Annotated in this window: 23 protein-coding genes and 1 tRNA gene; 19 read left to right on the top strand and 5 right to left on the bottom strand. The window is 57.4% G+C overall.

Translation table 11 applies throughout. The annotated features are described in order from the left end of the window. The first annotated feature begins 111 nt into the window (after positions 1-111). From nrdR to RCJ00_RS00410, 10 genes are all read left to right on the top strand, one after another. On the top strand, positions 112-639 hold the full coding sequence (gene nrdR, locus RCJ00_RS00365) for a transcriptional regulator NrdR (RefSeq protein WP_316219608.1): 528 nt from the start codon (positions 112-114) through the stop codon (positions 637-639). Positions 640-688: 49 nt separating this feature from the next. Beyond that, positions 689-1,339, top strand: coding sequence for a RibD family protein (locus tag RCJ00_RS00370; protein ID WP_031239107.1), 651 nt, complete (start codon positions 689-691; stop codon positions 1,337-1,339). Between the two features lie 39 nt (positions 1,340-1,378). Continuing rightward, the gene (locus RCJ00_RS00375) at positions 1,379-1,969 is read left to right on the top strand and encodes a riboflavin synthase (RefSeq protein WP_316219609.1); all 591 of its coding nucleotides are present in this window, start codon (positions 1,379-1,381) and stop codon (positions 1,967-1,969) included. Between the two features lie 6 nt (positions 1,970-1,975). After that, on the top strand, positions 1,976-3,118 hold the full coding sequence (gene ribB / locus RCJ00_RS00380; RefSeq protein WP_316219610.1) for a 3,4-dihydroxy-2-butanone-4-phosphate synthase: 1,143 nt from the start codon (positions 1,976-1,978) through the stop codon (positions 3,116-3,118). A gap of 123 nt (positions 3,119-3,241) precedes the next feature. Then, positions 3,242-3,709 (top strand): 6,7-dimethyl-8-ribityllumazine synthase, encoded by a 468-nt coding sequence (locus tag RCJ00_RS00385; protein ID WP_023459065.1) that lies wholly within the window; start codon positions 3,242-3,244, stop codon positions 3,707-3,709. Next, complete coding sequence (nusB, locus tag RCJ00_RS00390; protein ID WP_316219611.1) at positions 3,706-4,245, top strand: transcription antitermination factor NusB; 540 nt, start codon at positions 3,706-3,708, stop codon at positions 4,243-4,245. The genes RCJ00_RS00385 and nusB overlap by 4 nt, the downstream gene beginning before the upstream one ends. 76 nt (positions 4,246-4,321) lie before the next feature. After that, positions 4,322-5,296 carry a thiamine-phosphate kinase gene (thiL, locus tag RCJ00_RS00395; RefSeq protein WP_316219612.1) on the top strand — a complete coding sequence of 325 codons (975 nt, stop codon included), beginning with the start codon at positions 4,322-4,324 and terminating at the stop codon, positions 5,294-5,296. Between the two features lie 122 nt (positions 5,297-5,418). Next, a complete protein-coding gene (locus RCJ00_RS00400) occupies positions 5,419-5,970 on the top strand; it encodes a glycine zipper 2TM domain-containing protein (RefSeq protein ID WP_316219613.1) in 552 nt (183 codons plus the stop codon). A gap of 168 nt (positions 5,971-6,138) precedes the next feature. After that, entirely contained in the window at positions 6,139-6,585 is a 447-nt protein-coding gene (locus RCJ00_RS00405; RefSeq protein WP_316219614.1) for a hypothetical protein, read from the top strand. A 284-nt stretch (positions 6,586-6,869) separates the two neighbouring features. Further along, entirely contained in the window at positions 6,870-9,029 is a 2,160-nt protein-coding gene (locus RCJ00_RS00410; protein ID WP_316219615.1) for a sodium-translocating pyrophosphatase, read from the top strand. 75 nt (positions 9,030-9,104) lie between these two features. Here the strand turns inward: RCJ00_RS00410 and bamE are convergent, their stop codons facing one another. Beyond that, entirely contained in the window at positions 9,105-9,599 is a 495-nt protein-coding gene (bamE, locus tag RCJ00_RS00415) for an outer membrane protein assembly factor BamE domain-containing protein (RefSeq protein ID WP_316219616.1), read from the bottom strand. Positions 9,600-9,761: 162 nt separating this feature from the next. On the opposite strand from bamE, the gene RCJ00_RS00420 reads away from it, so the two are divergent. The 8 genes from RCJ00_RS00420 (at position 9,762) to RCJ00_RS00455 (ending at position 15,477) form a co-directional block, all read left to right on the top strand. Then, positions 9,762-10,427: a ubiquinol-cytochrome C chaperone family protein gene (locus RCJ00_RS00420; protein ID WP_316219617.1), complete on the top strand. Its 666-nt coding sequence runs from the start codon at positions 9,762-9,764 to the stop codon at positions 10,425-10,427. Then, the gene (locus RCJ00_RS00425; protein ID WP_316219618.1) at positions 10,428-10,970 is read left to right on the top strand and encodes a YceD family protein; all 543 of its coding nucleotides are present in this window, start codon (positions 10,428-10,430) and stop codon (positions 10,968-10,970) included. Between the two features lie 156 nt (positions 10,971-11,126). Further along, positions 11,127-12,236: a phosphate acyltransferase PlsX gene (gene plsX, locus RCJ00_RS00430; RefSeq protein ID WP_316219619.1), complete on the top strand. Its 1,110-nt coding sequence runs from the start codon at positions 11,127-11,129 to the stop codon at positions 12,234-12,236. Next, on the top strand, positions 12,237-13,217 hold the full coding sequence (locus RCJ00_RS00435) for a beta-ketoacyl-ACP synthase III (RefSeq protein ID WP_316219620.1): 981 nt from the start codon (positions 12,237-12,239) through the stop codon (positions 13,215-13,217). Between the two features lie 130 nt (positions 13,218-13,347). Further along, complete coding sequence (locus tag RCJ00_RS00440) at positions 13,348-13,650, top strand: integration host factor subunit alpha (protein ID WP_023459076.1); 303 nt, start codon at positions 13,348-13,350, stop codon at positions 13,648-13,650. 31 nt (positions 13,651-13,681) lie between these two features. Continuing rightward, positions 13,682-14,173, top strand: coding sequence for a MerR family transcriptional regulator (locus RCJ00_RS00445; protein ID WP_316219621.1), 492 nt, complete (start codon positions 13,682-13,684; stop codon positions 14,171-14,173). A gap of 157 nt (positions 14,174-14,330) precedes the next feature. Then, positions 14,331-14,407: transfer RNA gene (locus RCJ00_RS00450), tRNA-Pro, on the top strand. Between the two features lie 125 nt (positions 14,408-14,532). After that, positions 14,533-15,477, top strand: a complete 945-nt coding sequence (locus tag RCJ00_RS00455) for a glycine-rich domain-containing protein (protein WP_316219622.1) — start codon at positions 14,533-14,535, stop codon at positions 15,475-15,477. On the opposite strand, the gene RCJ00_RS00460 is transcribed toward RCJ00_RS00455, so the two are convergent. Genes RCJ00_RS00460 through RCJ00_RS00470 form a run of 3 tightly spaced genes read right to left on the bottom strand, consistent with a single transcriptional unit; the run spans position 15,474 to position 16,608 of the window. Beyond that, positions 15,474-16,115: a TMEM175 family protein gene (locus RCJ00_RS00460; RefSeq protein WP_316219623.1), complete on the bottom strand. Its 642-nt coding sequence runs from the start codon at positions 16,113-16,115 to the stop codon at positions 15,474-15,476. The genes RCJ00_RS00455 and RCJ00_RS00460 overlap by 4 nt on opposite strands. Next, positions 16,112-16,351, bottom strand: a complete 240-nt coding sequence (locus RCJ00_RS00465; RefSeq protein WP_316219624.1) for a DUF2842 domain-containing protein — start codon at positions 16,349-16,351, stop codon at positions 16,112-16,114. The genes RCJ00_RS00460 and RCJ00_RS00465 overlap by 4 nt, the downstream gene beginning before the upstream one ends. Further along, complete coding sequence (locus RCJ00_RS00470; RefSeq protein ID WP_023459081.1) at positions 16,351-16,608, bottom strand: hypothetical protein; 258 nt, start codon at positions 16,606-16,608, stop codon at positions 16,351-16,353. Before RCJ00_RS00470 ends, RCJ00_RS00465 begins: the two co-directional genes overlap by 1 nt. A gap of 183 nt (positions 16,609-16,791) precedes the next feature. Here RCJ00_RS00470 and RCJ00_RS00475 point away from each other — a divergent pair, with 183 nt between their 5' ends. Then, positions 16,792-17,829, top strand: coding sequence for a COX15/CtaA family protein (locus tag RCJ00_RS00475; protein ID WP_411267511.1), 1,038 nt, complete (start codon positions 16,792-16,794; stop codon positions 17,827-17,829). Here RCJ00_RS00475 and RCJ00_RS00480 read toward each other — a convergent pair. After that, entirely contained in the window at positions 17,822-19,246 is a 1,425-nt protein-coding gene (locus RCJ00_RS00480) for an alkaline phosphatase PhoX (RefSeq protein ID WP_316219626.1), read from the bottom strand. The genes RCJ00_RS00475 and RCJ00_RS00480 overlap by 8 nt on opposite strands. Between the last annotated feature and the right edge of the window lie 28 nt (positions 19,247-19,274).

The raw sequence follows: 19,274 nt of genomic DNA on the forward strand, positions 1-19,274 counted from the left end.
GGCGCGATTTATGCTACTGATCCTCGTGCGGAGTTGTGCGCGAGTCTTTTAATTCGCTCGCGCGTAATTATATAAAGACATTATCCCTCAAGCGGTTATCTGAAACTCATCATGCGCTGCCCATTCTGCGGAAACCTCGAGACACAGGTCAAGGATTCCCGCCCGTCGGAAGACGGCGCGGCGATCCGGCGGCGGCGGTCGTGCTCGGAATGCGGTGGCCGTTTCACAACCTTTGAACGGGTGCAGTTGCGCGATCTGATGGTGGTCAAACGGTCGGGACGGCGCACGCCTTTTGACCGGGAAAAATTGGAGCGATCCATTGCCATCGCCATGCGTAAGCGCCCGGTCGATCAGGACCGTATTGACCGCATGGTGTCCGGCATCGTGCGTCAGCTCGAAAGCATGGGTGAGACTGATATTCCGTCCGATACCGTCGGCGGTCTGGTCATGGAAGCCTTGAAGTCGCTCGATGTTGTGGCCTATGTCCGTTATGCGTCGGTGTACCGCGACTTCCGTGAAACCTCTGATTTCGCCAAGTTCCTCGGTGACGAAGGGCTTAGTAATGCGGTCCTTGAGGATCCTAAGGATATAAAGCGTGGGTTGGGCGAACAGGACATTTCCCCCTCGGACGATGCTTGACGGGCGATGAAAAGCCGGTCGTTGACCCTGTTATGTATGCGAGGCGCCATTGGCCAGGCCTGAAATTACCTTGAAGCTGGCGACGACGCTGGACGGCCGCATAGCGACGGCCGGGGGACAAAGCAAATGGATCACGGGCGAGGAGGCGCGTCGCGTCGTGCACGAATTGCGCGGTGGTCATGACGCCGTCTTGGTCGGTATCGAAACCGCACTCCAGGACGATCCGGAATTGACGGTTCGCCTGCCAAATTACGAAGGATACCAACCCGCCCGCATCGTTCTGGATTCGCGCTCACGCTTGCCGCTGACCTCAAAGCTGGTACAGACGGCACGCGTCATCCCGACCTATGTCGTGACTACTCAGGACATCAGCGGCGAAATGCAGTCCTTGGGCGTCAAGGCGCTAAAAGTGCCGTCGAAGCACCAGCGCGTCGATCTTGAAAAAGCGTTGGAAGCAATCAGCGCCACCGGGATAGAGCGGCTCTTTGTCGAAGGCGGCGGCGTGATCGCCACCGCCTTTCTGCGGGCCGGCTTTGTGGATCGACTTGAATGGTTTCGCTCGGCCACCATCTTGGGCGGAGATGCACGGCCGGTGATCGGTCATCTGAACATTGACGATTTATCGCGCATTGTACGCTTCACGCGGCTGGGCGTACAGGCGGTCGGCGACGACCTTTGGGAGACCTACGAATTGTCGTGACCGCCAAGGTGCGACAATCGTAAATGGAAAGAGATACAGGTGTTTACGGGTATTATTTCAAGCATGGGCACAGTGGGTGCCATGATCCGTTCCAATGGAGGCTTGCGCCTGACCATGGAGGTCGATTTCGATCTGGATGATGTCGACATTGGTGCCTCCATCAGCCATGCGGGCTGTTGCCTCACTGTCGTGTCGAAGCAAGGCGACAGCTATGACCTCGATGTGTCCAACGAAACCCTGTCCCTGACCAATCTCGGACACTGGCAACCGGGCAGCCGCGTCAATATTGAGCGAGCGCTCAAGATGGGCGACGAACTCGGCGGCCACGTCGTGTCCGGCCATGTCGACGGGCTGGCCAAGCTGATCGATGCGGTTCAGGACGGCGATAGCTGGCGCCTGGCCTTCGAAGCCCCGGCACCGCTGCATCGGTTTATCGCCCCCAAAGGATCGGTGGCACTCGACGGAATTTCTTTGACCGTCAATGAAGTCGAAGGCCAGACCTTTGGCGTCAACATCATTCCCCACACCTGGCTGCATACGACTTTATCAAAAACGGCTATTGGCGACAGCGTAAACCTTGAGGTTGACCGTCTGGCGCGCTATGCCGCTCGCTGGTTCGAAACCGAGTAACGCGCAATGACATTGAACAAGATCACCACAGACCTGCAATCGGCGAATTATGACAGCCCGATTTCCTCGATCGAGGACATCCTGGAGGATGCGCGCAACGGCCGGCCTTATATTCTCGTCGATGCCGAAGATCGGGAAAACGAAGGCGATGTCGTCATTCCCGCCCAGATGGCGACACCGGATATCATCAATTTCATGGCGCGTTTCGCGCGCGGACTGATCTGTCTGTCCATTACGGGCGAACGCGCGAAGACTCTGCGCCTGCCGCCGATGGTGCATGACAACGGCGCACGTAACGGCACGGCCTTCACGGTATCGATCGAAGCCAAGGACGGCATTTCCACGGGCATTTCACCCAAGGATCGCGCCCATACGATCGCGGTCGCCATCGATCCGACCAAGGATTCGCGGGATATCGTCTCGCCCGGTCACGTTTTTCCGCTGGTCGCCCGCGAAGGCGGCGTGCTGGTGCGCGCCGGCCATACCGAAGCGGCCGTCGATATTTCGCGTATGGCCGGGCTTTATCCGGCCGGCGTCATCTGCGAAATCATCAATGATGACGGCACCATGGCGCGTCTGCCGGACCTGATAAAGTTTGCTCAGACACACGGCATGAAGATCGGCACGATTGCCGACCTCATCGCCTATCGCCGTCGCACCGAACGCTTTGTTGAGCGCGTGCTGGACCGGCCGTTCGATAGTGAATGGGGCGGCCAGTTCCGTTTGATGGTCTATCGCAACCAACTGGATGAGTCTGAACATCTGGCCCTGGTTAAGCATCAGCCTTCGCCCAACAAGCCCACCCTGGTGCGCATGCACCAGTTGGATATTGCGTCGGACGTATTGGGCGGACAGGGCGATGGATTGCGCAGCGGTTATGTGCAAAAGGCGATGCAGGTTCTGGCCGACCATAACGGCCCAGCCGTGATGGTTTTGCTGCGCGATCCCGATCCGAAGGTGTTGTCCAGCCGCTTTGGCGCCGACGACAGTCAGGCGCAGAATCATCGTGGCCTGCGTGATTACGGTGTCGGCGCGCAGATATTGCTCGATCTGGGCGTGCGTGACATGATCGCCCTGTCGGCTACGCGCCCCAAGCCAGCGGCGCTGGAAGGGTACGGCCTGTCAATCATCGACTGGCAAACCCTATAGACGGATAAACCTGTTAGACTGGTAAACCTGTTAGACTGGCAAACCTTGTAAATTTCCCTTTTTCGCGCCTAGATAAAGGCGTATGAAGCCCGACTCTAGAATATACATCCGAGGACGACTCGCTTGACCATTGAAACTCCGCTTCGCATCCTGATCGTCGAAAGCCGCTTTTACGACGATATTGCCGATGAACTCCTGGCCGGTGCGAAAGGTGCCCTGAGCGCCCTTGGGGCTGAATTCGATGTGGTGACCGTTCCCGGCGCCTTCGAAATTCCGGCTGCCATCGCCATGGCCGAAGATGCCGCACATCGTCCGATGGGCCGTGCCTACGACGGATATGTCGCGCTTGGATGCGTTATTCGTGGCGATACGACGCACTATGACTATGTTTGCCAGGAATCGGCGCGTGGCTTGATGGACTTGAGCTATAAGCAGCGCCTGGCGATCGGCTATGGCATACTGACGGTTGAAGACGAAGATCAGGCCTGGGTACGTGCACGTCGCTCCGAAGGCGACAAGGGCGGTACGGTTGCCAAGGTGTGTCTGACCATGATTGGCCTGCGCAAGACCTTGATGGACGGCAGCCAATGAGTGATGCGCCTCAAAATCCCGGCACGCCGCAAAGCCTGCAAGCCGTGATCGATCAGTTGAATGCCAAGGGTAGCGAACCCAAAGGTTTGTCGAATAAGGAAAAGCGCGCCCGTACCGTGTCGCGGCTTATCCTGGTTCAGGCTCTGTATCAGCTTGAATTGACCGGAACCGGCGTAGAGACGGTAATCCGCGAATTTGCCGACCATCGCTTCGATGCCGATCTGGATGGCGAGCCTCTCGCGGCGGCTGATGAAGCCTTTTTCGCCGAGGGCGCCCGCGCCGTGGTCAAGGAGCAGTCCGTCATTGACGCGCTCATTGTCGATCGCCTGGCATCCGGCTGGCGGATTGAGCGCCTCGATACCACGGTCCGCGCCATTTTGCGCGCTGGCACCTGGGAATTGAAGTTCCGCCAGGATATAGGGCTGGAAGTGATCATCAACGAGTATGTCGAGATTGCCCGCGCCTTCTTTGGTGATACCGAAGCCCGTTTCGTCAACGGTGCCTTGGATGGCATTGCCCGGGATGTCCGTAAATAAGCGAAATTTCACGGAAACTTTTGTCGCAATTTCTCCGATTGCGTGCAAAATGCCGCGCGCTCACTGAGGCCGGACTATGCCCGAACACGACGAATTTTCCATTATCGATCAACTTTTCAAGCCCTTGGCGGGGCTAAGCCGTGAGGCGCGGGGGCTGATTGACGACGTCGCAGTGATCCCAGGCAATGAGGCCTGCGATCTTGTCGTCAATACCGACGCCTTGGTGGCGGGTATTCATTTCTTTGAGCACGATCCGCTGGATCTGGTGGCGCGCAAGCTGATGCGAGTCAATCTGTCGGACATTGTCGCCAAGGGGGCCAAGCCCTACGGTTATCAACTTATGACGGCGTGGCCGCGCGGCACGTCCTATGCGGAAAAGGCCGATTTTGTGCGCGGTCTCAAAACGGACCAGGATCGCTACGGTCTGTCCCTATTCGGCGGCGACACCGTATCGACTGAAGGGCCCTTGGTCATATCCATGACCATGTTCGGAAAGGTCGCAGCGGGGAAAGCCTTGTCGCGTCTGGGGGCTCGGACCGGTGATCGGGTTCTGATCAGTGGTTATATCGGACAGGGATATCTGGGTTTGAAGGCTCTGCAAGGGCAACTGCTTGGATTGTCGCATCAGGATGTCAACGAGGTGATCAGCGCCTATCACCTACCTGAAATTCGCACGGATCTGGTGCCTGCCATACGCGATCACGCCCGCAGCGCCATGGATATTTCCGATGGCTTGTTGGGGGACGCCGATCATCTGGCTCGCGCCAATAATCTGATGATCCGTATCGACTTGAACAAGGTGCCGACCTCGCTTTCAGCGCGCGCGGCCATTGCGTCCGGCATTAGCCCGGTTGAGCTGGTGACTGGCGGTGACGACTATCAAATCCTGTGTACGGCTGATGAGGCGGGGGCGAGGGCGCTGGTCATGGCCGGGTTTTACGATATCGGCATGTGCCTTGGGGTGTCCGAAGATACGCCCGCAGGGGCGGAGCTGTGGGCAGATAATCGACGGATCGACGTAGCGGCCAAAGGCTACACCCATCGTCTTTAGTCGTTTCTTACAAAGCGGAATATAAATCCGCCGTCCAGCCAGATTGTCGGGTGGTCACATTGCGGTTACCCAGACATCATACGCCGTGCATAAGAGCAGCACTTGCCGTGGAGGGTAACGAGATGAAATCGATTCACAAGATTGGCCTAGTTGGCTTGGCAATAGCCTTTGGCCTGCCTATGGCCGCTTCGGCCCAGCAATATGATGTCCGTCAATACGACGGCTATTGCTACGCCAAAAAGAAGGATGCTCAGCGCAACGGTACCGTTATCGGCGCTGTAATCGGTGGTCTGGTCGGCAGCCAGGTATCGAAGAATGAACGTGGTCTTGGGACCGTGGGCGGCGCGGTTATTGGCGGCGCCATCGGCAACAGCGCGGGCAAGTCCAGCGTGAAATGCTATAATGGCGAATATTATTCCTATCAGGGCGCCTATTACGATCCGGCACCGCCGCCTGCCGGTTATTCGGTTGTCTACTACAAGGAACGTCCGCCGCAGGGATATTACCAGAAGGTCTATTACGATCGGTATCACCATGAGCGTCCGGGGCCGTGGGGCTACAGCAATGATGCCTGGCGTCACGACGATCAAAACCCGAATGGTTGGCGCGACAAGGATGGTCGTTGGCATGACGGCTGGCGCGATTCTAACGGCCGGTGGCATGAACGCCGCTAGTCTTTGAGACTCACGCTTTAAGTCTGAGGATGCAAAACCCTTCGGTTCACCGGAGGGTTTTGTCTTTATCAACCATTTACGGCTAATTTCTCGAGCGGCTGCCCCTGCTTTTCGAAGGGCTATAAATGGTTTGGCTACGCCAAATCGCGTTCTGGAAATTTTGGCGGAATGACAAACCTGATCGATAAACGTGCACTCATCACCGGCCTTTGCGGTTTGGTCATCGGTTGCGCTTTGGCTCTGCCGGCACAGGCGAGCGGGGGCGGAGAGGGCAAGGAAGGCAAGGCGGCGTCTGCCCCTTCTGTCCAACTGGGAGCCATCGGCATTCCCGTCACTGTCGACGGCAAGGTGGTCAACTACATCTTTCTCAGCATCAAGATAAATCTCAGCCCCAAGGCGAACGAAGCCAAGATGCGGGATATGGAGCCCTATTTCCGCGACGCATTGGTACGTGTGTCGTCCCGGGTGTCTTTCGCCCAGACCAAGCGTGACGACCTGCTGGACGAGGCTCGCTTCAAGCAGGTGATGACCCCCGAATGGAGCAAAATAACCGGGGCAGGTATGATCACTTCGATCGATATCGTTTCTCAAAGCCCTAAACGGCATCCCAAATAACATCATGCCGCACGCGGTACAGGTTATTGCGCTGCATTACATCCTAACTTCCTGAATTTTCAAAAGATAAGTATTCGCGGCTCTGCAATGCAGCATTCGCGGTATAAAAGTCTTTGAAATATAATGGGTTGCGCGCTCATCTTCGCTTGAAACTCAGATAAACATCAGGCACTCTTTGCCCCTGTCAGAAAATAAGGCTCTGAATTTGGCCTGTTTTTTGACTCCCGGAACGGGGGTGGCAGGTTAGCGACACTCCTTACATATAAAGATACAGGGGTTACACTATGAATATTGCTTTGATGCTGGCGATTGCGGCCGGCATACTTGGCCTGCTGTATGGCGTCATTCAGACCCTCAATCTGATGAAGGCCAGCGCGGGTAATGCGCGAATGCAGGAAATCGCCGCTGCGATCCAGGAAGGGGCTGCGGCATATCTCAAGCGTCAGTATACCACCATCGCTCTTGTGGGCGTCGTTATCTTTGTCCTGGCCTTCTGGAAGCTCGGCGCCTTATCCGCTATTGGATTCGCCATCGGCGCGCTCCTATCGGGCGCAGCCGGTTATGCCGGTATGCTGATTTCGGTAAGAGCGAACGTCCGGACGGCTCAGGCCGCTTCGGAAAGCTTGCAAAAGGGGCTCAAGCTGGCCTTCAGCGCCGGTGCTGTCACCGGCCTGTTTGTCGCTGGCGGCGCACTTCTCGGCGTGTCAGGCTACTATGCCTATCTGACCGAAGTGCTGAAATTGGGCGCGCATGACCGCGAACTGATCAATGCCTTGGTCAGCCTCGGTTTCGGTGCCTCCCTGATTTCGATTTTCGCCCGCCTCGGCGGCGGCATCTTTACCAAGGGCGCGGATGTCGGCGGTGACATGGTTGGTAAGGTCGAGGCCGGTATTCCCGAAGACGATCCCCGTAATCCGGCGACCATCGCCGATAACGTAGGCGACAATGTCGGCGATTGTGCCGGCATGGCGGCCGATTTGTTCGAAACCTATGCGGTGACCACAGTCGCCACCATGGTTCTGGCGGCCATATTCTTCGGTGACACGCCGTATGTGAACACCATGATGTTGCTGCCTCTGGTCATCTGCGCCGTTTGCATATTCACCTCTATCGCCGGCACCTTCTTTGTCCGTCTCGGCAAGAGCCAGAACATTATGGGGGCGTTGTACAAGGGACTTATCGCGACCGGCCTTATGTCTGTAATCGCTGTCGGCGCCGTGATTAAATATATGGATGGCCTGGGACTCGATACGCCCTTTTCCTATACGGCGGCCGGAACGACCTTCACCTTTACCGGTATGACTCTCTTCTGGTGCGGCATGGTCGGGTTGGCGGTGACCGCGGGCTTTATCGTTGTGACCGAATACTATACCGGCACAGGCAAGCGTCCGGTCGTCTCTATTGCCCAAGCTTCGGTCACCGGACACGGGACGAATGTCATCCAAGGGCTGGCCGTTTCCATGGAATCCACGGCCATACCAGCCCTGATCATCGTTGCCGGTATCATCAGCTGCTACATGCTGGCGGGCCTCTTTGGGATCGCCATCGCCACCACCACCATGCTGGCCCTGGCGGGTATGATTGTGGCCCTCGATGCCTTTGGCCCGGTTACGGACAACGCCGGCGGCATTGCCGAAATGGCCGGCCTGGACAAGGAAGTTCGTCATACCACCGATGCGCTCGACGCAGTTGGCAACACCACTAAGGCCGTCACGAAGGGGTATGCCATCGGTTCGGCCGGTCTGGGGGCGCTTGTCCTCTTCGCCGCCTATACGTCTGACTTGAAGTACTTCGCTGCTAATGCGACGCCGGGTTCGTTCTTTGACGGTCTGGGCGATCTAACCTTCTCGCTATCGTCACCGTGGGTCGTCATCGGCCTGCTGATCGGTGGCTTGCTGCCCTATCTGTTCGGCGGCATGGGTATGACCGCCGTCGGCAAGGCCGCGCAGGCAGTGGTAGAGGAGGTGCGCAAGCAGTTCCGCGAAGACCCAGGTATCATGGCAGGCACATCGAAACCGAACTACGCCCGGGCGGTGGACATGCTAACCAAGGCGGCGATCCGCGAAATGATCGTTCCCTCCTTGTTGCCGGTTCTGTCGCCGATCGTTCTGTTCGTTGTCGTCTACAAGCTGGGCGGCGCGGTTCCGGCGTTTGAAGCGCTTGGCGCCATGCTGCTCGGCGTTATTGTTACCGGCATCTTCGTCGCCATTTCCATGACGTCTGGCGGCGGCGCCTGGGACAATGCCAAGAAGTCGTTTGAAGACGGCTTCACGGATAAGGACGGCGTGGTCCATCACAAGGGCTCGGAAGCGCATAAGGCGTCCGTAACGGGGGATACTGTTGGCGACCCGTACAAGGACACAGCCGGTCCTGCCGTCAATCCGATGATCAAGATCACGAACATCGTGGCCTTGCTCATGCTCGCGGTCATGGCTCACGGTTGATTGTCCGAGAGCCGCAGCCAAACAAAAAGGCCCGCCAGGCAACTGGCGGGCTTTCATATTGTGTATCGGTAGGACCTATTCGCGGCGGCGGTTGTTGCCGGGGTTGCGATCCTGATCGTTGCTGAGGCGTTGATGGCCGACGGTACCCAGTACCTGCTCCAGGGCGGTGAGGGACCGTCCACGAGTCGGGGTCTTGCTCGGATTCGGTGTCAGGTCGCGGCCATCCGCGAGCGAAAGCGTCTTGACCGTCGCCACCGTCTGGGTGCCGGTATCGAAATTGACCACTGTCACTGAGCGCGATGTCACGCGCGACTGTTTGTACGTCATTTTCATAGACGTCTGGTCGATATAGTACCATTCCGACGGATTGTAGATCGAGGTCTGGGACGGTGCGCCCAGCTTGTCGAGCACGACGGCCTGCGTATCGCCAACCTTGATGTCAGTGGAGGGCTTGGCGTCGTGGGACAGGTAGCCATGGTGCGTCATGGTCGGCGCGCACGCCTGGGCCATAAGGGCCAGGGCCGAAACGCCAGCGATTACCAGACTGGTCTTAAGAGTAGGCAGGCGCATGAATATCCTGTTTAGTAAACGAACGCATTTGACCTATAGGGAATTTAGGCTTACGGCAAGCTTAAGGCCTAAACATGGCCATGAATAGTGAAATTTTTTGCCCCGGCCGTAACCCGGATGCGCCTGTTTTCAAGGCGGCTTTTGCGACGGCGAGGATGAGATATGCAACCCCTTTTGGATAAACTCAAATCCGTCTTCAAACCGCGACCGGTTAAGCTGATTGGCGATCGCCTGTATGCCGCCTGCGTGACGCAGGCGCGACTGCCGATCTTCTATATCGATTACGGCATTGATGACGCCATCGGCGCGCGTTTCGAGCTTCTGACGTTTCACGTCGGTCTGGTTGTGACGCGGCTGAAATCTTTGCCCGCCGATGACCCGAGGACGGAGCAGGCGCGCGATACGGCCCAGTATCTGTTCGACGCGTTTTTGTTGGCGCTTGATTCGACGCTTCGCGAACAAGGTGTCGGTGATCTGGCCGTGCCGAAGCGGATGAAAAAGCTGGGTTTGGTGATCTACACCCGTATGAAGCGCTGGGACGATCTGTGGCGCGACGCAGCAGGATTGGGCGCCGAGGCCGACTATGCTGCCCGAACGATCTTTGCGGGCAGCGACTATTCCGGCGAGACGGATGGCGAAGGCACCCAGGACGCTATATCCGCTGCCGTCCTTGAACGCGCCCAGGCCTTTGCCATCTATGCTCAGAACGCCTATGACGCCTTCCGCGTGGATGACGCGCTGGCGGGGCGCATAAGCTGGCCTGCGCCAGCGGCGCTTGAAATTGCCGAGGACTCGGCCGAGACCATAATGACCAGTGGAGATGCGTAAATGGACCAGCATGATATCGAAGAAAATCTGTGGGAGCATCGCGTGCGCTTCGATCAGGCACTCAAGGGAATGAAAATCGAACTGGTGGCGGATGATGCGCGTCGGGCCGCGATTGCCAAGGGTTTCGGCATGGTATCGCTTGACAGCCTAAAGGCTGAGATTGAAACCCGATCTGCCCCAAGCGATAAGCCGATGGTGCAAGTCACCCTGAAACTGACGGGCGCCGTCACTCAGGAGTGCGGCGTCTCCCTTGAGCCGTTCAGCCATCCGATAGCCGCTGACCTGACTATCGATTGTATTGAAAAGGGCCGGGTCACCGACGAAGTCGCAGAGATCGGCGCGCACGAATTCACGTTGGACGATCTCGATGAGCCGGACGTCATCGAGAACGGCCAAATCGACCTGGGGCAATATGTTATCGAGGCATTGGGCGAGGCTTACGACCCGTTCGCTCGCAAGCCGGGTGTGGTATTCCAAGAGCCGGAAGTTGAGAAAGAGCCGTCGCCGTTTGCCGTTCTCGCCAAACTCAAACGTGATGAATAGCCTTATGCGCGCTTATGATAGGGCTTGCATAGTTGCGAACTCGCGCTATCGTCCGGCGCTCGCGCCTGCGTCTTGTGAGAAGTTTAAGTGAGGTCAGATAAGTCCGTGACGACAACCGAGGAACCTCTCATTTCTCCTGTACCCAAAGATGCGCTGGTGATTGCGATTGACGCCATGGGCGGCGATCATGGTCCGGCTGTAACCGTTTGCGGCGCCGGGCTCGTCCTGGACGAGCGACCGGATTTATTCTTTCAGCTGCATGGTGATGAGGCGCGCATCAATGCCGAACTGGCGCGCCTTCCTAAACTTAAGGCACGTTCCGTGGTCGTGCATACGGACCAGTGTGTCGCCATGGACGAAAAGCCCGCCCAGGCGATTCGACGCCGCAACACCAGTCTGGCCAATGCCATTAATGCGGTGAAATCCGGTGAGGCGAGGGCGGTCATATCGGCGGGCAATACCGGTGCCTTGATGGCCTTGTCAAAAATGATCCTCAAAATGATGACTGACGATTTGGAACGTCCAGCCATCGGTTGTTCTTGGCCCAATAAAAAGGGTTTTGGAACTGTGCTTGATGTGGGCGCCAATGTAACCTCGGATGCCCGCCAGTTGATCGAATTTGCCCTGATGGGCGCGGCCTTCCACCGAGCCGTGCGCGGCGTTGAAAAGCCGTCCATAGGCCTTTTGAATGTAGGTTCAGAGGACGTAAAAGGGCACGAAGAGGTGCGAGAAGCCCACAAGCTGTTGCGCGAAAACGCCCTGGGTTTGAACTATCACGGTTTCGTCGAAGGCACTGATCTGTGCGCCGGTACGGTGGACGTGGTTGTCACAGATGGTTTTACCGGAAATGTGGCGCTTAAGACGGCCGAAGGCACGGCGCGATTTATCAAAGATCTGCTTAAAGAGGCTTTTAAATCCTCGCCCCTGGCAATGTTGGGCGCCTTGGTGGCGGGCCCTGCGCTGAAGGCCATGGCCCAGCGGATCGATCCGGCGGCTGGCAACGGTGGGCCCTTGCTGGGACTTAAGGGGATTGTCATCAAGAGTCATGGCGGTGCCGATGTCCGTGCCTTCTCCAACGCGATCAAGGTCGGTCTGTCACTCGCCGCCAGTGGGTATGAACGTGACATTATCGAATCTCTGAAGCAATTCTCGCAGAGCATCGATGAGGCGGAACAGGCGGCGATTGCCGCAGCCGCCGCGGGTACAAGTGTAGAGGATAAGCCGGCCGCCAGCCAATTGGAAGCCGCGGGCAATAAGGTAAACTAGATGGGTGTGTTAAGATCGGCGGTCACCGGGGTCGGCGGATTCCTGCCTGAAACGGTGGTTTCCAACGACGATTTCGCCAAGACGGTAGACACGTCTGACGCATGGATCGTTGAGCGCACCGGCATACGCCAGCGTCACAAGGTCGATGCCGGAATGAAGACGTCCGATATGGCCGTGGAAGCCGCCAAGGTGGCTCTGGAGGCGGCTGGCAAGAGTGTCGCGGATGTCGATCTGATCATCGTTGCGACGACAACGCCTGACATGCCGTTTCCCTCTACCGCATCCATAGTGCAGCATAAGCTGGGCGCGCCAACCTGTCCGGCATTCGATGTCCAGGCGGTCTGTTCGGGCTTTGTCTATGCCTTAAGCGTTGCGGATGGCTTCGTGGCGCGCGGTCTGTCGAAATGCGTGCTGGTCATCGGCGCCGAAGCCATGAGCCAGTTGCTGGACTACTCCGATCGCGGGACCTGTATTCTGTTCGGCGATGGTGCTGGGGCGGTGGTGCTTGAGCCCGTCGAAGGCGAGGGCGGTAAGGCCGACAGGGGCATACTGGGTTTCGATCTGCGCTGCGACGGATCGAAGGTTGATCTGCTTTATGTTGATGGCGGGACTTTCGAAGCGGAAAACCGTATTGGAAAGATCCGGATGCAGGGTAACCAGGTATTTAAGCAGGCCGTACAGAAGATATCTCAAGCGGTTGAAGCGGCGGTGGAAAAATCCAATCTGGAGATTTCCGATATTGACTGGTTCATTCCGCATCAGGCCAATCAACGCATTTTGAACGGTGTTGCGGAGCGGCTCGGTCTGGATGAGACGAAGGTCATATCGACCGTGGCGCAGCATGCCAACACCTCGGCAGCGTCCATTCCGCTCGCCTGGTATGTCGGTGTTCAGGACGGCCGCGTCAAGCCCGGCGACTTGGTTCTGATTGAAGCGCTTGGCGGTGGTCTGACCTGGGGCGCGGCGGCGATTCGGCTGTAGGCGCCATTTGATCTGTCGGATTCAGGTTTTTTATCATCACTTCGCTATAACCCTTTGACGCAAACGGTAATTTGCGGCATGCTTCTATCTGTAATTGGTGCAACCATTCAACGGACGGGGCATAAACACCATGAAAACGCAGACCTTGACGCGGGCTGAACTCTTCGAAGACGTGCACAACGAACTCGGTTTGCCACGTCAGGAATGCGCCGCGATTGTCGAACGCACGCTTGATCTCGTCGTTGAAGCGCTGGAGCGAGGCGATACGGTCAAGCTCTCGGGCTTTGGCGTCTTTCAGGTGCGCGAAAAAAATGCGCGTGTCGGCCGTAACCCCAAGACGGGCAAACCGGCCGCAATCGATCCGCGGAAGGTGATTTCGTTCCGCGCCTCTCAGATTGTCAAGGCCCGCGTCGATGCCGGCACCCATGAGTAACCCCCATGAGTAATCACGGAGTAGCGTACCGGTGAATAAGGGGCCTTTAGCCTTACGGACCATTTCTGAAGCCGCCGACGCATTGGGCGTGCCTCAACATGTGCTGCGTTTCTGGGAAACCAAGTTTACCTTCATCCGTCCGACCAAGCGGGCTGGCGGTCGCCGGTTTTACCGACCTCAGGATATCGACCTGCTGCAAGGTATAAAAACCCTGCTCTACGACCGTGGCTATACGATTCGCGGCGTCCAGAAGCTGTTCAAGGAAGATGGCCAAAAGGCTATTCTGAATCCCACGGGCGTGGGCGATGCGGTTGCCACGGAACAGGGGCTAGTGTCGCGCGAAGAGATCGCTGTCGAAGACGCCGCTGGCGTTGGCCAGCCGGTTTTTGTGCGACCGGATACCGTCCCGACAACGGGTCTTTCAACTGAAATGCGTGAAAGCTTCCTCAACATCGCCAAGGCGTTGGAAGACGCGCAGGCAACTCTTGGGCGTCAGATTGGCAAGGCTGGCCGTCGATCCTGACGTGGGTATGCGTCGGTTTCGTGGATACGCCGACGCTTTTGTAAACAGCCTCAAGATTTCTTTGGAAATGTGCCTTTTGGGGATTGCGGGGGGGCGGTTTCGCCTCTATAAGCCGCCCTCTCCAAGGGGCGGTTTTGCCGTTACTTGCGAAATTGGACGGAGCGTGGCGCAGCCTGGTAGCGCACTTGACTGGGGGTCAAGGGGTCGCAGGTTCGAATCCTGTCGCTCCGACCATTTAACCAAAACAGCGTGGGCTTGTTGAGCTCACGCTGTTTTTGTTTGTCGCAAAAGTGTTATATGCAAATGATACCATCTCCTTGCTGGAATACAGCGAATTGAAAACATAATGAGGAGACTGAATGGTATTAAATACGGCCCTTTGGCAGGCCATAAACGCCTACGAACTGGACAACGCAGATGCAGCGTTTCCATTTAGCCGCCGGTTGGCGCGAGACAATGGCTGGTCCCTTGCTTTTGCCCTGTCGGCCATCGCTGAATATAAGCGATTTATATATCTGATTTGCGTCTCCGGTACGGTGCTTACGCCCTCGGAAGAGATCGACGCGGTCTGGCACCTCCACCTTCTCTATACGCGTGACTACTGGAGCCGTTTCTGCGCGCAGACGCTGGGACGTGATATCCATCATGGTCCGACGCGGGGCGGCAGCGAAGAGGCCGAGAAATACCTGGGATGTTACCGTGATACCCTCATCTACTATGAGCAGGAATTCGGCGTGCCGCCACCTCGGTTTTGGCCAGATGAGGCGACGCGGTTTACGGCGCCGCCGCCCATACTCTTAAATCCTGACGACCACATCATCCTGCCCAAACGGCAGGTTTTTTTATACCTGTCTCTTGCCGGACCGCTCGTCCTGGCAGGGTGCGAGATGGCCATACCTGTCTCGAAAATGCAGGGACCGATCGTATGGGCCGTCTTTGCGGCTATAGGTCTCGTCGTCTGTATGCTTAATATCGCTAAGATCCGGAAGCATGGTTTTGTTGGCTTTATCATCCTCGCGACCTTCATGATCGCTTTTGGCGAGTTTTGGTTGAGCCCAAAACTTCAGGCTTTGCTCAGTCAATTGTCTGGCGGCGCCGTCGATGCCAGTGTCAGTCAGGGACTGATCGCACTGCTGGCCATGATGTTGGCCATCCAACTCCAGTCCAACGACCGTCGCGGAGGCTCAGGCTCAGGCTGCGGTGGCGGAAGCTGCGGGGGCAGTGGCGATATTGGACACGGTGGATGCGGGGGCGCCTCCGGTTGCGGGTCGGGGTGTGGTGGCGGATGTGGCGGTGGCGACTAGTCGTGCTCTATCCGCCGGTCGGGCACCAGCCAGATCAGAGCCACGGCGACATAGCAAGCCAGGCCGGCAAAGCTATTCCAGAAGGTGAGGGCGATACCCGCGATATACAGGCCCGTCGAAATCATCCCCTTTACGTCCTTGCCGATGGCCGTAGTGAGAAGGCTGTTCTGGCCGTTGCAGGCAATTAGGACCCGCACCAGAATATAATAGGCTATGCTGGGCATGAGCAGGGTAAAGCCATAGAAGGCGGTAGGGATGGTCGCGAAGTCGCTTTCGCCCATCCAGCGTGTGCTGAACGGCACCAGGGACAGCCAGAAGAGCAGGTGGGAATTGGCCCACAAGGTCGCGCCATTGATCCGCTGAGTGGCGTGAAGCAGATGGTGGTGGTTGTTCCAGTAAATGCCGACATAGATGAAGCTCAGCGCATAGAGCAAAAACGTCGGCAGTATATGCAGCAGTGCCTCGACGGACACGCTGTCGGGGGTATGAAGTTCCAGCACCATGATGGTGATGATGATGGCTATGACGCCATCGCTGAACGCTTCCAGCCGGGTTTTGGTCATGGGCTTGGCCACGGGCTTGGCCATGGGGGGCGGCGCATCAGGTGTCATGGGCGAAGCAAGGGGCGTATCGCTCATTTGGATTTTTTCTTTCCCTTGTAATTTTCGGACCACGAAATCAGCGGGATAATGGGCACGCCCCACAGTGTGCCGGCCAGTGCGTAGAAGATCAGGGCGGTTATCTTACCGCCATGAAGCACGCCCGCCAGAGAGGTAATTGCTACGACATAGACAAATAGAAAGACGATAATGCCGACGCAGGCGATCGCGCGGCGTTGCGGCAGGCTCAGGCCTTTGGGCGGATTGTCTCCCATCACCGGCGCTCAAGCATGCGGGTCAGGTGGAAGAGACCAAGGAGCACGGAACTACCCACAAGAGAAACCATCAAGATCGAGAAAAAGTGATCATCGAGCTTTTCGGACGTTTGGACAAAAAAGTTGAGCAAAATCGCGCCGAAAATGGCGATGAACACGTTGATGGGAAAGCTGAAACGGCTTTTGCTCATGGCATTGGCGATCCATCCAATCAGGAAGCCAGCCAATGTCGCCAGGATGTAGTTCTCGGCCGTCATAGCTTTGGTAGTCCTTTCTTTGGCCTTTTTTCTTAGGCAAAGCGCTTGAATTGATAGGGCCCCTGTGGGCAAATCACGACGCGGGCGAAGCGGCGGATGACCTTTAGTTATCGTGTCTTGCACGGTACGGCAAGGATTTGCGTCGGCCATAGCCTGAAGGTTAGATTGAGAATGAGGCGTAAAGTGCGACTTCCCCTTCGGTCGCCGCTGGTAGCGGTATGGTTGTTCGTTGCGGCATTTATGGTTGTCGCCATGGTGTTTGTCGGCGGCGCGACGCGTCTGACCGAGTCCGGGTTGTCAATTACCGAATGGAAGCCGATTTCCGGTGTAATTCCGCCTATGAACGACCAGGCCTGGCAGGCTGAATTCGCCGGCTACAAGAAAATTCCGCAGTTCAGCCAGATTAACCCGAATATGAAACTGGAGCAGTTCAAAGGGATTTACTGGTGGGAATGGGCGCATCGGCTGATTGCCCGTCTGCTGGGCGTGGTTTACCTGCTGGGCTTCGTTATTTTGTTGGCCATGCGGGAAATCCCCAAGCGTCTGATATGGCGTAGCGCGGGGCTTATCGCGTTGATTGGATTACAAGGGGCCGTCGGCTGGTGGATGGTGTCAAGCGGCCTGTCTAAGCGTGTCGAGGTCGCGCCGGAACGGTTGATGACCCATCTGTCGCTTGCCCTGCTTTTGCTGGGCGCCACCATTTGGACGGCACTTGAGGCGTTGAACGGCGAAAAACGCGGTCGCGGTGCGCCGGCTGGATGGAAGGTCGCCACGGGCCTTTTGCTGGCCGTTGTGTTCATCCAATGCATGTTGGGGGCGCTTGTCGCGGGCAACAATGCCGGCCTGATCTATAACGACTGGCCTCTGATGAATGGTCATCTCTTTCCGTCAGTCGATTGGTCCAAGGGTATCGGTTACAGCTTCCTGCATGACCAGGGGCTTGTCCAGTTCGTGCACCGCATGAACGCCTATCTGCTGCTCATCTTCGTCACGGCCTTTGCTTTGGTGATTACCCGGAAGACCAATGACGACGGTCTGAAGACGTCATCGGCCGTTCTGGCGACCGGGGTATGGATACAGGCGGCTCTGGGGATCACCACCCTGGTTACCGTCGTTTCCCTCGGTTTTGCTCTGGCGCACCAACTTGTGGCGGCGTGTCTGGTGGCGTTGGCGGTCGGTCTGATGTGGATGATCGCCCGCGCCGATCGCGTTTTCAGATAACCTGCGTCGAAAACGATTTCCACGGGCCGGTAATCGCGACCGTTACGCCATTGGTCTGGATATTCGCGAAGAGGGTAGAGCCGTCGGGCGAGAAGGTCACACCCGCCCATTCCGAATGCTGGCCTTCGATATTGCGGGCAAAGGTCGATACCTTGCCGTCTGGCGTCACGATGCGTAGATGGTTGTACAGGATGTCTGAGTACCTGTCTTCGCACACATAGAGGTGTCCCCACGGCGCCACGGTCAGGTTGTCGGCGTAATCGAGCACGGACAGGTCGCTGGATTCGACGAACAATTCGATTTGGCCGGGCGCATCACCTTCTCGGTCCGTGCCTTCGTATGGGCTGGGGACGTACCGCATGAGCTGGCCAAAGGCTTTTTCGCCGCCCGAGGTGCAGGCGAAATAGAGTTCACCGTCGCCGAAATGAATGCCTTCCCCGCGGGAGAAGCGTGCGGCGCCGGCCAGATAGGCTTGGGTGCGCAGGCTGTCATCCGGGCTTTCGACATCCTTCAGATCAATCCAGCGCACGGCGAAGCTCTGGCCTTGACGCCACAGTTTCGAATATTTGTTGCTGGTGGCCGCACGTGGGACGTCCCGGATCATTAGGGCCTGAAGACGGCCGCCCTTGTGCAGGTCGCGTGTATCGGCGGGCAAGTATCGATAAAAGGCGCCGTCCGACATATCCTCCGTCATGTAGACGATGCCGGTGCGTGGATCGATTGCCACCGCTTCGTGGTTGAACCGGCCCATGGCCTTGATGGGCTGGGGTTCGATCAGGCCCTTGTGACCGGAAGGCACTTCGAAGACATAGCCGTGGTCCTTTTCAACGCCGTCGCCCGCCGTCTGGGTGGTTTCCTCGCACGAAAGCCAGGAACCCCATGGCGTTGAGCCGCCGGCGCAATTAGTGGACGTACCGGTCAGCGACAGGTGATGGCTTTCCAATTGTTGCGTCTTGATATTGTAGACGAGGGTGGTGGTGCCGCCGCTAAGCGGCTTTCCGCCCTTGTCAAAATCGTAGATGCGGGATCTGTCGACCTTGTCGAGCAGGTGGTAGGTCTCCCCCAGTGGCCCAATGCCGTAAACGGTGTGTTTAATTTCGTGGTTGCGAACCAGAACGACCTTGTCCGCGTCGGCATGCGGGAAAGCCGACATGCCGTCGTGCAGCCCCGGCACCAGCAGGCCATCGCTCATGGTGTCGCCGACCGCGGAAAAGAGGCGATAGGAAAAACCGACCGGCAGTTCGATAAAGCCCTTTGGATCTGGCTGAAGCGGGCCATATCCCTGTATCTCGCTGCGATAGCCCGGATCGCGTGTCGGTTCGGCGCGCACGGCGGCGTCAGCGCGGCGCCCCAGACCGGTAAAGGCGAGTGAGGTCGCCAGGGCGCCATTGAGCAGGAGTCGGCGGGACAGTTGCATTGTTTGCCTCACGATTGGGTTGTAACTA

The sequence above is a fragment of the Asticcacaulis aquihabitans genome (genome assembly GCF_032490435.1).
GTDB lineage: Bacteria > Pseudomonadota > Alphaproteobacteria > Caulobacterales > Caulobacteraceae > Asticcacaulis.